15 protein-coding genes are annotated in these 11,919 nt (G+C 61.7%); 6 read left to right on the top strand and 9 right to left on the bottom strand.

The window, feature by feature from the left end; all coding sequences use genetic code 11:
* Positions 1–8 precede the first annotated feature (8 nt).
* Both AMC88_RS11180 and AMC88_RS11185 read right to left on the bottom strand, forming a co-directional pair.
* The gene (locus AMC88_RS11180) at positions 9–617 is read right to left on the bottom strand and encodes a flavin reductase family protein (RefSeq protein ID WP_012483896.1); all 609 of its coding nucleotides are present in this window, start codon (positions 615–617) and stop codon (positions 9–11) included.
* Positions 617–1,201, bottom strand: coding sequence for a nitroreductase family protein (locus AMC88_RS11185; RefSeq protein WP_012483897.1), 585 nt, complete (start codon positions 1,199–1,201; stop codon positions 617–619). The genes AMC88_RS11180 and AMC88_RS11185 overlap by 1 nt, the downstream gene beginning before the upstream one ends.
* Positions 1,202–1,314: 113 nt before the next feature.
* Here AMC88_RS11185 and AMC88_RS11190 point away from each other — a divergent pair, with 113 nt between their 5' ends.
* A complete protein-coding gene (locus AMC88_RS11190; RefSeq protein WP_012483898.1) occupies positions 1,315–2,412 on the top strand; it encodes a hypothetical protein in 1,098 nt (365 codons plus the stop codon).
* A 219-nt stretch (positions 2,413–2,631) separates the two neighbouring features.
* On the opposite strand, the gene AMC88_RS34495 is transcribed toward AMC88_RS11190, so the two are convergent.
* From AMC88_RS34495 to AMC88_RS11210, 5 genes are all read right to left on the bottom strand, one after another.
* Entirely contained in the window at positions 2,632–2,754 is a 123-nt protein-coding gene (locus AMC88_RS34495) for a hypothetical protein (protein ID WP_257784654.1), read from the bottom strand.
* 2 nt (positions 2,755–2,756) lie between these two features.
* Positions 2,757–4,763 (bottom strand): threonine--tRNA ligase, encoded by a 2,007-nt coding sequence (thrS, locus tag AMC88_RS11195; RefSeq protein WP_012483900.1) that lies wholly within the window; start codon positions 4,761–4,763, stop codon positions 2,757–2,759.
* Between the two features lie 121 nt (positions 4,764–4,884).
* Positions 4,885–5,412 carry a DUF1697 domain-containing protein gene (locus AMC88_RS11200; protein WP_064825295.1) on the bottom strand — a complete coding sequence of 176 codons (528 nt, stop codon included), beginning with the start codon at positions 5,410–5,412 and terminating at the stop codon, positions 4,885–4,887.
* A gap of 125 nt (positions 5,413–5,537) precedes the next feature.
* The gene (gene yidD / locus AMC88_RS11205; RefSeq protein WP_012483901.1) at positions 5,538–5,942 is read right to left on the bottom strand and encodes a membrane protein insertion efficiency factor YidD; all 405 of its coding nucleotides are present in this window, start codon (positions 5,940–5,942) and stop codon (positions 5,538–5,540) included.
* 5 nt (positions 5,943–5,947) lie between these two features.
* The gene (locus AMC88_RS11210) at positions 5,948–6,394 is read right to left on the bottom strand and encodes an iron-sulfur cluster assembly scaffold protein (RefSeq protein ID WP_010018146.1); all 447 of its coding nucleotides are present in this window, start codon (positions 6,392–6,394) and stop codon (positions 5,948–5,950) included.
* Positions 6,395–6,703: 309 nt separating this feature from the next.
* On the opposite strand from AMC88_RS11210, the gene folE reads away from it, so the two are divergent.
* From folE to AMC88_RS11225, 3 genes are all read left to right on the top strand, one after another.
* Positions 6,704–7,318 carry a GTP cyclohydrolase I FolE gene (gene folE, locus AMC88_RS11215; protein WP_010018143.1) on the top strand — a complete coding sequence of 205 codons (615 nt, stop codon included), beginning with the start codon at positions 6,704–6,706 and terminating at the stop codon, positions 7,316–7,318.
* Positions 7,319–7,343: 25 nt separating this feature from the next.
* Positions 7,344–7,796, top strand: a complete 453-nt coding sequence (gene hisI / locus AMC88_RS11220) for a phosphoribosyl-AMP cyclohydrolase (RefSeq protein ID WP_012483902.1) — start codon at positions 7,344–7,346, stop codon at positions 7,794–7,796.
* Between the two features lie 115 nt (positions 7,797–7,911).
* Positions 7,912–8,874: a patatin-like phospholipase family protein gene (locus AMC88_RS11225; protein WP_004680213.1), complete on the top strand. Its 963-nt coding sequence runs from the start codon at positions 7,912–7,914 to the stop codon at positions 8,872–8,874.
* A 59-nt stretch (positions 8,875–8,933) separates the two neighbouring features.
* Here AMC88_RS11225 and AMC88_RS11230 read toward each other — a convergent pair whose 3' ends face one another.
* Together AMC88_RS11230 and AMC88_RS11235 are read right to left on the bottom strand one after the other, a co-directional pair.
* The gene (locus AMC88_RS11230) at positions 8,934–9,368 is read right to left on the bottom strand and encodes a CBS domain-containing protein (RefSeq protein WP_010005934.1); all 435 of its coding nucleotides are present in this window, start codon (positions 9,366–9,368) and stop codon (positions 8,934–8,936) included.
* Between the two features lie 95 nt (positions 9,369–9,463).
* Positions 9,464–10,252, bottom strand: a complete 789-nt coding sequence (locus AMC88_RS11235) for a rhomboid family intramembrane serine protease (RefSeq protein WP_064825296.1) — start codon at positions 10,250–10,252, stop codon at positions 9,464–9,466.
* Positions 10,253–10,515: 263 nt separating this feature from the next.
* On the opposite strand from AMC88_RS11235, the gene AMC88_RS11240 reads away from it, so the two are divergent.
* Both AMC88_RS11240 and AMC88_RS11245 read left to right on the top strand, forming a co-directional pair.
* A complete protein-coding gene (locus AMC88_RS11240) occupies positions 10,516–11,160 on the top strand; it encodes a PAS domain-containing protein (RefSeq protein WP_012483905.1) in 645 nt (214 codons plus the stop codon).
* 124 nt (positions 11,161–11,284) lie between these two features.
* A complete protein-coding gene (locus AMC88_RS11245; RefSeq protein ID WP_012483906.1) occupies positions 11,285–11,896 on the top strand; it encodes a PilZ domain-containing protein in 612 nt (203 codons plus the stop codon).
* The last annotated feature ends 23 nt before the right edge of the window (positions 11,897–11,919 follow it).

Raw genomic sequence — 11,919 nt, forward strand, 5'->3', positions numbered from 1 at the left:
CCTTCGCGTCAGCGATCGACCTGCGGCCGAAGCATCTCGAAGACATCGCTGCCCTCGCTGTAATCCATGTAGCCCATGCGGGCCACAGGCCGTGCGATCGACATGTCGAGGCGGCCGTCCCTGACAATCGCCTCGTCGATGCGGATGCCGATGACCTCGCCGAACACCATGACATTTTCGGACGGCGCACCCGACAGCGTCTTCGGCTCGATGATCTCGGTGACCCTGCATTCGAGCACCGCGAAAGCCTCGCCGACATAGGGGGCATCGATGAGCTCGGCCTGCTTGGCCGTCAGCCCGGCGAAGCCGAATTCGCTCTCGCCGTAAGGCAGTGCGGCCGAGGAAAGGTTCATCTTTTCGGCGAGATCACGGCTGACGAAATTGCAGGTGAAGACGCCGGTCTCGGCCGCGTTGCGCTGGCTGTGTTTGCGCCCGGCGGAGGAAAACATCACCAGCTTCGGCCGGTCGGCGACGGCGTTGAAGAAGGAATAGGGCGCGAGATTGATCGAACCGTCCCTGCCCTTGCTGCCGATCCAGCCGATCGGCCGCGGCGACACGATCGCCTTGAAGGGATCATGCGCCAGCCCATGGCGGTTGCTGTCGGTCGTGTAGAACATCACTCCTCTCCGCCGATCCAGGTGACGGTATCGGCAAGCTCCGGGCGCGGCCGCTCGATTGCCGGAAATGTCGTCGAGCCGATGTGGATGAACCCCGCCACCTTTTCATCGGATCCGACGCCGAGCAGCGGATAGGCGCGCTCGTCATAGGCGAACCACTCCGTCAGCCAGTTGGCGACGTAGCCATGGGCATTGGCTGACAGGATGACGTTGAGGCAGAGGGCGCCTGCCGACATCAGCTGCTCCCACTCCGGGATCTTGATGTGCGGCCCCGCCTTGCTGACGACGGCCACAACCACAGGCGCGCGGGTGAAGCGGGTGCGCTCGACCTGGATCATCTCTTCGGAAAGGTCGGGTTTCGTCTCGAGCGCCAGCTTCAGCAGCGCCTCGCCGAGGCGGACGCGTTCCTGTCCGCGATAGACGATGAAGCGCCAGGGCGCGATCTTGCCGTGATCGGGAACACGCGAGGCGAGACGCAGAATTTCCTCGATTTCGGCCTTCTCGGGGCCAGGTTCGCACATCTGGAAAGCGGGGATGGAGCGACGCACGGCGAGATAATCGATCAGCTTGATGTCGGATTTCATGCGGGAGAAACTTTCATTTTTATGCTGCTGCAAAGCGTGGGTCTTGAATTTGCCATCGCGTTGGTCTTGAAGTGGCCTTTGCGATTTCAGAAGTCAATCGGTTCACGAAACAGATGTTTGGCATTTCGCCTTTTGCACGCCTCGGCCTCGCCATCGTCCTCATGGTCGTGACGCCCCTCGGCGCCGGCGCGCAGGACGCTTTCAAGGACTTCAAGCAGATCGAATCGACGCCGAAGATGCCGAAACTCAACGCTTTCATCGCGCCCGGCACCGCCCCTGAAGCCGCCAAGCTGCGCGACGTCGCGATGGAAGCCAAGCTGACGGCTGACGGCACGCCGGTCGAGGATGGTCTGTCCTGGTACGTCTTCAGCCCGATCGCCGGAACCGACGGCAAGCTGCCGCTGATCGCCAGCGCCAAGGGCGGGCCCGCCGCGTTCCAGCTCGCTCCGGGCGATTATTTCGTCAATGTCTCCTTCGGCCGCGCCGGCGTCACCAAGAAGCTGACGGTACCGGCCGACGGCGAGGTCGACAAGCAGGTGATGGTGCTCGATGCCGGCGGCCTGCTGCTCAATGCCGTCTCCGGCACCGATGCCCGCATCCGACCCGATGAGCTCAGCTTCTCGATCTATTCCTCGGAAGTGCGCGACGATGGCGAGCGCGGCCTCGTCGTGGCCGACGTCTCGCCGAACACGGTCGTTCGCCTCAATGCCGGCACCTATCACATCGTTTCCGAATACGGCAACGTCAATGCCGTGATCCGCGCCGACATCCAGGTCGAGGCCGGCAAACTGACCGAGGCGACGATCCAGCACCGTGCCGCCCAGATCACCTTCAAGCTGGTCTCCGAAGCCGGCGGTGAGGCGATCGCCGATACGGCCTGGTCGATTCTGACGGCAGCCGGCGACAGCGTCGGCGAAAGCGTCAGCGCCTTCCCGACCATGGTGCTTGCGGAAGGCGAATATTCGGCCGTTGCCCGCAACAAGGACAAGATCTACCAGCGCGATTTCACCGTCGTTGCCGGCAAGAACACCGATGTCGAGGTTCTGATGAAGGACCAGCAGCCGCAGCAGCCGGCAAGCGCGGCCCGCACGGTGCAGCAGGTGCCTGCGGGCACACCGACGCCGCCGGGCGTCCAGCCGATCCCCGACACGCCTCTGCCCTCCTATGAACAGCTCGCGCCGCAGAGTGGCGACGGCGCCAGCCTCGATTGATCTCACCGCAAGCGCTGCCGGCTCATCCGCGCGCTCTGGGCCGCCTCAAGAGCGGCGCCATCGAAAGACGGCTCATGGAGGCGGGCGAGCAGATCTTTGCGGTTGCTACCCTCGCTCGGTGACACCCAGTTCAGAATCTGGCCGACGTGGGGCGTGATCGTGCGGCCGGACAGCCTGCGGAACTCGTGGATCAGCAGCGACAGACGAGCGTCATCGATGTCAGGCTGGCACGAGCGTCCTGGCGAAGACGCGATCGCTTTTGCCGGTGATGTTGCGGCGCGAGAGCTCGTAGAGGCCGACATCGTTTCCGACAGCGCCGGTTGGCGCTGCCGGACAGGACATTGTCAGGCCGCCTTGGCTTTTTTTGCTTCGGCCTTGCGGCGGATATCCGGCGGCGTCGCCTCGAGCGTCAGGCTCTCGACGGCGGCGTCGAGCCCCATCGAAACCTGATCCTGGCTGCCGAGGCGGCGGATATTGACCGTGCGCTCCTCGGCTTCCTTCCTGCCGCAGACGATGATGACCGGAACCTTGGTGACCGAGTGCTCGCGGATCTTGTAGTTGATCTTCTCGTTGCGGAAGTCGGTTTCGACGTTGAGACCGGCATCACGCAGCGCCTCGGCCACCTCAAGCCCGTAGGCATCGGCCTCCGAGGTGATCGTCGCGACCACCACCTGCAGCGGCGATACCCAGAGCGGCATATGGCCGGCGAAGTTCTCGATCAGGATGCCGAGGAAGCGTTCCATCGAGCCGCAGATGGCGCGGTGGATCATCACCGGCTGCGTCTTTTCGGAATTGCTGTCGATGTAGAAGGCGCCGAAGCGTTCCGGCAGGTTGAAGTCGACCTGCGTCGTGCCGCACTGCCATTCGCGGCCGATCGCATCCTTCAGCGTATATTCGAACTTCGGACCGTAGAAGGCGCCCTCGCCCGGCAGAATGCCGGTCTTGATGCGGCCTTCGGACTGCGCCTCGATCGTCTTCAAAACGTCGGTCATGACGGCTTCGGCGCGATCCCAGAGCGCATCGGAACCAACACGTTTTTCCGGCCGCGTGGAAAGCTTGACGACGATCTCCTTGAAGCCGAAATCTTCATAGACCGAGAGGATCAGGTCGTTGATCTTCAGGCATTCGGCCGCCATCTGCTCGTCGGTGCAGAAGATATGCGCGTCGTCCTGCGTAAAGCCGCGCACACGCATCAACCCATGCAGCGCGCCCGACGGCTCGTAGCGATGCACGAGACCGAATTCGGCAAGCCGGATCGGCAGCTCGCGATAGGACTTCAAGCCGTGTTTGAAGATCTGCACATGGCCGGGGCAGTTCATCGGCTTCAGCGCAAAGACGCGGTTGTCGGCTTCCTTGTCTTCGGGATGGGTCATCGCATGTGCCGATTTCACGGCGAACATGTTTTCCTGATACCAGCCCCAGTGCCCCGAGGTTTCCCAAAGCGACGTGTCGAGCACCTGCGGTGCGTTGACTTCCTGATAGTCGGCGGCGAGACGACGGCGCATATAAGCGACGAGCGTCTGGAAAATGCGCCAGCCCTTGCCGTGCCAGAAGACGACGCCGGGGCCTTCCTCCTGGAAGTGAAAGAGGTCCATTTCCCGGCCGAGCTTGCGATGATCGCGCTTCTCGGCTTCGGCCAGCATATGCAGGTAGTTGTCGAGATCGGCCTGGTCAGCCCATGCGGTGCCGTAGATGCGCGACAGCATGGCGTTGTTGCTGTCGCCGCGCCAATAGGCGCCGGCAACCTTCATCAGTTTGAAGGCGGTGCCGACCTGGCCGGTGGAGGCCATGTGCGGACCGCGGCAAAGATCGAACCAGTCGCCCTGATGATAGATCTTCAGATCCTGCCCTTCCGGGATCGCATCGACGAGCTCGACCTTGTACTGTTCGCCCTTGGCGGCAAAAACTTCCTTGGCCTTCTCGCGCGACCAGATCTGCTTGGTGAAGGGCGCGTTGCGTGCGATGATCTCCTTCATCTTCTTTTCGATCTTCGGCAGATCGTCGGGCGTAAACGGCTCGTTCTTGGCGAAGTCGTAATAGAAGCCGTTTTCGATGACCGGGCCGATCGTCACCTGGGTGCCGGGCCAGAGTTCCTGCACGGCCTCGGCCATCACGTGCGCGGCGTCGTGCCGGATAAGCTCCAGTGCGCGCCCGTCCTTGCGGGTGATGATCTCGATCTTGCCATCCGTAACGGCATCGGAAAGGTCGCGCACGGCGCCGTCGATCGCAATGGCGACGGCACTCTTGGCAAGCGACTTGGAAATGGATTCAGCGACATCCTTGCCGGTTGCACCAGCCGGGAAGCTGCGCACGGAACCATCGGGAAATGTCAGGGAAATAGCTTGGGACATCGAAATTCTCCTTGTCCAGTCCCGCCAACGAATGCGGGTGGTTGCAACGAAGCGTCATCCACGCGGGAGGGCGCCGCCGCCTGATACCCAGATTTGCCTCGGGAGTAAAGAAGAAGCGGGTCTACATGATCATCTGAGCAAGGCCGCAGACCGTGTTCCAATTGCGCATCGTACCGATGCCTATCCGCTTGGTGGTCAGCGCCGACAGCAGTTTGGACTGGCTCGGTTTGCCGGCGAAATCAATCCAGAGGTCGCCGCCGACGATGGCGATGCGTTGGCCTTCCGTCATCAGCGGCTTCAACGCCTCGACCTTCTCAGGGTCGACCGGCAGGCGCATCACCCGGACGATCACCTGGTCGCCGCTGCCGTCCCTGAACGGATTGGTGCTGCAAAGCGCCATCCAGGTGCAGTCGCTGCGCACGATGATATCGACATGTTTTCCGAATTTCTCTTCGAAACCCTCCTCCAGCGCGACCTCGAGTTCATGCGGCCGCATTTCGTCGGCTTCGAAAACAAGATTGCCGGTCGAAACCAGCGTGCGGGGTTCGCGATAACCAAGCTCTTTGGCAAGCGCGCGCAAATCTTCCATGATCACACGGCGATCGGGCGTCAGGACGATGCTGTGCAGGAGGGCGATGAAGGTGTTCATGGCCGCCAGGACTCCTCGTTATCCCAGGTGAGAAACCACGGTCACCGAATGGTGAGCATACCTCACCCGTCGTCGCCGCCGTCTCTTCGACACGCACGCATCTTCGCCTGATGTCGTCATGGCGCTCACCCTCTTTTGCGTCCGAGGGAGAGATACCGCCAGGGCGTCCACCAGTAGAAGCCGTCGCCGAGCGTCTCGGGCACCGGGTCGAGGCCGCTGGTTCCGCCCGGGCCGCAGCGGCTGACGCGAAACAGCGTCATCCAGCCGCCGGCCCACAATCCATGGCGAGCGACCGACTCATAGCCATATTCGGAGCAGGTCGGGATATGGCGGCAGGAATTGCCGACAAAGCCAGACAGCGTCAACTGATAGAGGCGGATCAGCCCCATGCCGAGCAGGCGGTCGGGAGTTTTGCGGAATGCACCGGTATAATTGCGGGAATAGCGCGCAGATCTTTTCCGCGGCTGGCTCGATCCGGCCGCGCCGCCATCGCCCTCATCGTCAGCCTGCCGGACGCAGAACTCGCACATCTCGGTTACGCCTCGATCACTTCCGCCTGTTTCGCCTCAATCTGCCCGATCGCATCGACGACCGCATCGAAGGTCAGCATCGTCGAAGCATGGCGGGCCTTGTAGTCGCGCACGGGCAAGAGGTAGCGCATGTCTTCGAACCGTCCGCCGGGCCCCGCCCCGTCCGCCTTCAGCATAGCAAGCATGTCCTCGCGGGCCTGTCGCAATTCGCCCGATGTAGCGCCGACGACATGGCGGGCCATGATCGAGGACGATGCCTGGCCAAGCGCGCAGGCCTTCACGTCATGAGAAAAGCCAGTAACGACATCGCCGTCCATCTTCAGCCAGATCCGCACCTTGGAGCCGCAAAGCTTGGAGTGTGCCTGGGCGGTCGCATCGGCGTCCGCCAGCGTGCCGGTCAACGGAATATTGCCGGCGAATTCGAGGATTTTGCTGTTGTAGATGTCGTCCATGCTGGGTTTCCGCTCCAAAATCGCTGCGGATCGGCCTTAATGGTGCTGTTATTGTTATTGAAACAAAAAACACACCGTGTCATGTGAGGATACTTACATACGATGGCCGTCTTCCTATATGTATGTCGTTCGAAGGCCATCAAAATGCAATGGCCTTGTGTAAGTTTGATTGGGAAACCGTGCCGGACGGGCGTTGAATTTGCCCTGAAAGCCCCGGAGCCTGCCAAAGGTGCATGAATTCCCGCATGGGACTGACCAGTGGCAATTCCGACAGATGGGTCCGCGCTGCGGACCAGGAGACCATTGATCATGGACGCCATCGTGAAGAACTTTCCGCAGCCGAACCGCGACTCGGACCGCCCCTCCCAGCAGGAGGCGGAGGAAGCCGTGCGCGTTCTGCTGCGCTGGGCCGGTGACGATCCGACACGCGAAGGCCTCATCGAGACGCCCTCCCGTGTCGCCAAGGCCTATCGCGAGCTGTTCGCCGGTTACGACATGGCGCCGGAGGACGTGCTCGGCCGGACCTTCGAAGAGGTCGCAGGCTACGACGACATGGTGCTCGTCAAGGACATTCCCTTCTACTCGCATTGCGAACATCACATGGTGCCGATCATCGGCAAGGCCCATGTCGCCTATATGCCGGATGGACGCGTGCTCGGCTTGTCGAAGATTGCCCGTGTCGTCGAGATCTATGGCCGCCGCCTGCAGACGCAGGAAACGATGACGGCGCAGATTGCCCGCGCCATTGACGATACGCTGCAGCCGCGCGGTGTTGCGGTGATGATCGAGGCCGAACATATGTGCATGGCGATGCGCGGCGTTCAGAAGCAGGGTTCGACGACATTGACGACCACGTTCACGGGAACGTTCAAGACGGAACCGGCCGATCAGGCCCGTTTCATGAACATGGTGCGGAGCCGCTGATACCGGCTCCCGCAGGAGGGCCGCGATGAGTCACCTGATCTTCAATCAACCATCCGAGGACAAGTCGGCGTTGGAAGACGCCGGCGATTTCACGCCGCGTTTCGATGATCGCGGCCTGATCACCGCGATCGTGACCGACGCCGGCGACGGTGAACTGCTGATGGTGGCGCATATGAACGCCCAGGCGCTGGCGCTGACCATCCAGACCGGCACGGCCCACTATTTCAGCCGTTCGCGCGGCAAGATCTGGAAGAAGGGCGAGACCTCGGGCAACCTTCAGACGGTGAAGGAAATTCGCACCGATTGCGATCAGGACGCCATCTGGCTGAAGGTCGAAGTCGCCGGCCATGACGCCACCTGTCACACCGGCCGCCGTTCCTGCTTCTATCGCACCGTCACGCTTCGCGAGGGAAAACCGATGCTCGATATCATCGACGACGAACGTCATTTCGATCCGCAGGACATCTACGGAAAATAGGTCGAACTTCCCGGCATCTGCCCCTTATTGTGCCAGAAACCGCTTCTATATACCATTTGGCAACTGATCGGGCACACTATCTGAGATACGTGTTCTGCTGGGAGGGGAGAGCGCAATGCTGAACTGGAGTCTGCATCGTCAAAGCGCTGAAGGCGAAGGTTCCGGTTCCGGCATGTCGACGATACTCGAGACAATCCCTTCCCCTGCGCCTGTCAAGAAAATCAAGATCGCGCTCGCGCTTGGCGGCGGCGCGGCCCGCGGCTGGGCCCATATCGGGGTATTGCGCGCCCTTGACGAAGCCGGGGTCGAAATAGGCATGATTGCCGGCACGTCGATCGGCGCATTGGTCGGCGGCTGCTATCTTGCCGGCAAACTCGACGAACTCGAAACCTTTGCACGCTCGCTGACCATGCGCCGGATCGCAAGCCTGCTCGATCTGACCATCGGCGGCAGCGGCTTGTTCGGTGGTATGCGTCTGACCAAGCGAATGCAGGAGCATCTCGAGGGCCTGAATGTCGAGGATCTGGACCGGCCTTTTGTCGCGGTCGCCGCCGAGGTCAATACCGGCCACGAGGTCTGGATCGCCAATGGTTCGCTGATCACGGCGCTACGCGCTTCCTATGCCCTGCCCGGCATTTTCGAGCCGGTGCGCAGCAATCACCGCACGCTGGTCGACGGCGCGCTGGTCAATCCCGTTCCCGTTTCCGTTTGCCGCGCCTATGAGCAGCCGCTGGTCGTCGCCGTCAATCTCAATTACGATCTTTACGGCCGCTCGGCCGTCGTCCGGCACAATGCCAGCCTCTCGCCCCAGGAAGTGCAGAAACAGGAAGAGGCGCCCTACGCCCGCCTCGGGATGACCGGCGTCATGGTGCAGGCCTTCAACATCATCCAGGACAGGATTGCTCGCGCCCGCCTTGCCGGCGATCCGCCCGATATTTCGCTGCAGCCGCGCCTCAGCTATATCGGTCTTTCAGAATTCCACAGGGCGGGCGAGGCGATCGAACGTGGCTACGAGGAAGCCAGAGCCAGGCTTCCCGAAATCAAGCGCATGCAGGAAGTCTACGCCAGCGCTCCGTGAGGCGTCGCCCCGCAACAGGCAGCTCGGGCGACGGCATCCTCCGGACCAATGGGGCAAGCTCAGCCGGCAATATAGGCCTTGATATCCTCGGCCTCGCGCTCGACTTCGGCAATCCGCGATTTCACCACGTCGCCGATCGAGATGATGCCGGCAAGCTTGCCGTGGCTTTCCACCGGCACGTGACGGAAACGGCGGCTGGTCATCAGCTCCATCAACTCGTTGACGGTCGTCTCCTCATGGCAGCGATAGACCTTCGCGGTCATGACTTGGCCGAGCGACTGGTCGAGGCCATCCTTGCCGTGTTTGGCGATGGCATGCACGAGATCGCGCTCGGTGAACATGCCCGAAATCCGATTCTCCATGCCGACGACGACGATGGCGCCGATCTTTTTCTTGCTGAGGATGACGGCTGCCTCGGCGACGGTCGTGTTAGGCCCGGCGGTAACGACGTCCCTGCCCTTCAGGTCGAGGATTGCTTTGACTGAACTGGTCATTCGAACCTCCTATCTCGGAACTGCAACGCTTGTTACAGCTATCCGCGGCGGTTTCTCCCCCCAATCGCGGATGGTTCGATGGTGCACTGCCCCGCTCAGGATTGCAACAGATCCTTGTCCGCTTCCGCCGCTTCCTCAGGCGTCTGCGGTGCCCGGTCAAACAGCGAAAACAGAAAGAAGCCGAAGACGAAGCCGCCGATATGCGCGTCCCAAGCAATCTCCTGATTGCTGTCGCCGACGAGCGGGATGCCGACGGCGATCAGGGCGTTGCCGACCAGCCAGAGCAGCATGAAGATGACGACGGTCCGGCTCTTCAGCGACTCGACGATGGAAAGCCGCGCATTGAGATGCGCCGCCAGCATAGGGCGCCGCTCAGCAGGAAAGGCGAAGCGGCAGGCGGCCCCCATCAGCCCGGATATGACGCCGGACGCACCGATCAGCAGCGACACGTCTCCCCAGTTGAGCACCGCGTGCAGGCCCGCGGAAGCAGTGGCGGAAAACAGCCAGAACAACATGAATCGCAGCGTCCCGATGCGACGCACGACCGGCGCGCCGAAGGCCATCAGCCAGAAGGCGTTGAAGACGATATGCTGGACGCTGCCGTGCAGCAGCGAATAGGTGACCGGCGTCCAGAACAGCTCCAGGCCCTGCTGCGACAGCGGAATCACGTAGCGGGCGGGCACGAAGCCAAAGGTGAAGAGCAGCCAGCCGACAGCATCGTCGGAGAGGACGAGCGCTTGCACCGCATAGATGACGACAAGCAGACAAAGGCTGAAGAACAGCGCCGGCGGAAGATTGAAGACCGGCTCGCGCGGGGGACGCGCCGGCGGCTGGGCCTCAAAAGGTTCGGGCACCTTCTGCGGTTCGCCCGTCTGCTCATTCATCTGTGTTCGCCTCGTTGTGGCCCCAGCCATACAGGAGCGATGGTCAAAAAAAAAGCCGCCCGAAATGTTGGGCGGCGTACCGGGAACACTGAGGAAAGATCTCGGCCCGGGCAGGTTGTGCAGAACTTCGAAGGTCGAAGTGATGGCACGACAGTGTCACGACAGGCGCCACGCCTCAACCGAAACCCTTTCTTAACCTTAACGGCCGGGATTTGGCATGAAATCCGCAAGGTAGAAGTTGTCCGGGCAATGAGTGCCCGAAAATGATCCGGAATGGGACAGGTTGGTGTGAAATGCGTGTGCAAACGACCATCGAAATTTTTGACTATTGGAACCGTATCCGCGGCGCTGCCGATGCGCCGCTGAAATCCCAGGTCGAACCGTCCGCCGTACCCCATCTACTGCAAAGTCTATTTATCCTTGAGGCGCGCGAGGACGGCGACATCGTTTTCCGGCTCGCCGGTACCCGCATCTGCGATCTCTTTGGACGGGACCTTCGCGGCGAACGGTTCTCCTCGCTCTGGGCGCATGGCCAGCACGCGGATATCGAACGCACCGCGATCGGTGTCATGGACCACGCGATGCCGGCCCTGTTCAATACCACCGGCTACAGCATCGTCGGGCACCAGGCGTCGTTCGAGATCATCATGATGCCGCTGCGCTCGTCCAACGGCGCTTGCGACCGGGTGCTCGGCGCGATCGCGCCGGTGGCGGCTGCAAGCTGGCTGGAGATCGTGCCGCTCGAATTCCTGGCGCTCGACCGCAGCCGCCTGCTGCCGGAAAAGTTCAGCAAGGTCGCACCGGCCGAACTGCGCCCGATCAACGAGATCGTCGCGTCAAAAAGCATCGGGTTCGGCCAAGCCATGCGCCGCGTGGTGTCGCAGCTACTGAGTGCCGAGGCGCGCTGAGCGTCTCGTTTCAGCACAGCGGCCATACTCGTTTTCGGCTATGTCGCAAGAGGCCAAAACAACCTTCTGTTAATGGATTGTGGGTAAAGATTGGTTTCTGCGATTTTCATGAAGAAGCCTTTTGATGCACTCGTTCCAGCCAGCTCAGACGCAACGACCTGCGCCGCGCCCTGAACAAGGCGTATTCCAGCGCGTGCCGATCAATATGCAGGGCCGGCTGATGCTTGCAAACTACGAGGAGTTTGAGTGCATGGTGATCGACATGTCGCCCGGCGATATGTACGTCACCTGCCCCGGCCGGCCGCGCGCCAACGAACGCGTCGTCGCCTATATCGACCATCTCGGGCGCGTCGAAGGTTATGTCCAGACGCTCGACGGCCGCGGCTTCACTATGTCGATCAATGCCACTGAGCGCAAACGCGAAAAGCTCGCCGCTCAGCTCACTTGGCTTGCCAATAAGCACGAGCTCGGCCTGCCGGAAGATCGCCGCCACGACCGCCTGACCCCGCGCGACATCAAGACCGAACTGACGCTCGATGATGGCACGCGATATGCCTGCCGTATCATGGACCTTTCGCTCTCGGGCGCGGCCATCGACGTTGAAATGCGTCCGTCGATCGGCACGGCCGTACGTCTCGGCAATATGCGCGGCCGTGTCGTACGCCATTTCGTCGAGGGTGTGGCGATCGAATTCCTGTCGATCCAGTCCCGCGAGACGCTGCGGGAATTCCTCTGACAGCTGCTGCCAGCGCCGGCGCG

It is taken from the genome of Rhizobium phaseoli, from assembly GCF_001664385.1.
In the GTDB taxonomy this organism is placed as follows: domain Bacteria; phylum Pseudomonadota; class Alphaproteobacteria; order Rhizobiales; family Rhizobiaceae; genus Rhizobium; species Rhizobium phaseoli.

Coding starts and splice junctions, on each gene's coding strand:
- AMC88_RS11225 (WP_004680213.1), top strand. CDS start 7,912: ATGCTGAACTGGAGTCTGCATCGTCAAAGCGCTGAAGGCGAAGGTTCC.
- AMC88_RS11210 (WP_010018146.1), bottom strand. CDS start 6,394: ATGGACGACATCTACAACAGCAAAATCCTCGAATTCGCCGGCAATATT.
- folE (WP_010018143.1), top strand. CDS start 6,704: ATGGACGCCATCGTGAAGAACTTTCCGCAGCCGAACCGCGACTCGGAC.
- AMC88_RS11200 (WP_064825295.1), bottom strand. CDS start 5,412: ATGAACACCTTCATCGCCCTCCTGCACAGCATCGTCCTGACGCCCGAT.
- AMC88_RS11240 (WP_012483905.1), top strand. CDS start 10,516: ATGATCCGGAATGGGACAGGTTGGTGTGAAATGCGTGTGCAAACGACC.
- AMC88_RS11235 (WP_064825296.1), bottom strand. CDS start 10,252: ATGAATGAGCAGACGGGCGAACCGCAGAAGGTGCCCGAACCTTTTGAG.
- AMC88_RS11180 (WP_012483896.1), bottom strand. CDS start 617: ATGTTCTACACGACCGACAGCAACCGCCATGGGCTGGCGCATGATCCC.
- AMC88_RS11230 (WP_010005934.1), bottom strand. CDS start 9,368: ATGACCAGTTCAGTCAAAGCAATCCTCGACCTGAAGGGCAGGGACGTC.
- thrS (WP_012483900.1), bottom strand. CDS start 4,763: ATGTCCCAAGCTATTTCCCTGACATTTCCCGATGGTTCCGTGCGCAGC.
- AMC88_RS11190 (WP_012483898.1), top strand. CDS start 1,315: ATGTTTGGCATTTCGCCTTTTGCACGCCTCGGCCTCGCCATCGTCCTC.
- AMC88_RS11185 (WP_012483897.1), bottom strand. CDS start 1,201: ATGAAATCCGACATCAAGCTGATCGATTATCTCGCCGTGCGTCGCTCC.
- AMC88_RS34495 (WP_257784654.1), bottom strand. CDS start 2,754: ATGTCCTGTCCGGCAGCGCCAACCGGCGCTGTCGGAAACGATGTCGGC.
- hisI (WP_012483902.1), top strand. CDS start 7,344: ATGAGTCACCTGATCTTCAATCAACCATCCGAGGACAAGTCGGCGTTG.
- yidD (WP_012483901.1), bottom strand. CDS start 5,942: ATGTGCGAGTTCTGCGTCCGGCAGGCTGACGATGAGGGCGATGGCGGC.
- AMC88_RS11245 (WP_012483906.1), top strand. CDS start 11,285: ATGCACTCGTTCCAGCCAGCTCAGACGCAACGACCTGCGCCGCGCCCT.